This is a genomic window from Vibrio sp. 10N.222.49.C9, from assembly GCF_041474985.1.
GTDB classification, from domain to species: Bacteria; Pseudomonadota; Gammaproteobacteria; order Enterobacterales; family Vibrionaceae; genus Vibrio; species Vibrio crassostreae_C.
This window is the reverse complement of sequence record NZ_JBFRVD010001381.1, coordinates 1-344: the sequence shown is the minus strand read 5'-3', so window position 1 is coordinate 344 and position 344 is coordinate 1. Positions and strand designations below refer to the sequence as shown.

1 pseudogene is annotated in these 344 nt (G+C 45.1%); it reads left to right on the top strand.

Annotated elements, in window-relative coordinates:
- Positions 1 to 344, top strand: a pseudogene (locus AB4585_RS28385) (hypothetical protein); the annotation flags it as partial.

Below are 344 nucleotides of genomic sequence, written 5' to 3'. Positions count from 1 at the left end.
GTAGAGCCATTTTCATCACATTCCTACTCACAGGATTATCCGCCCCCTCTTGGGCTGAAGATACTGAAGAGAAGTGCTTGAGCAAACCCGAGGACGATAGAGCCATCTCCAGAGCTTATCACTATCTGAACACCAAGTTTTGCCAACCTGCTGTTTGGTTTGATGATTTCTTTGCTGATGAGCGTGTAACTGAGGATGCTAGAGCGGGCACCTCTGTACGCTGGAAAAATGATTTTACTCAGTTTGAAGATGACGGCTTCAAATACAATACCAGGATCGATGCCAAGTTTAACCTACCCAAAGTGACAAACCGCCTTAAATTGATCATCGAATCTGATGGTGAG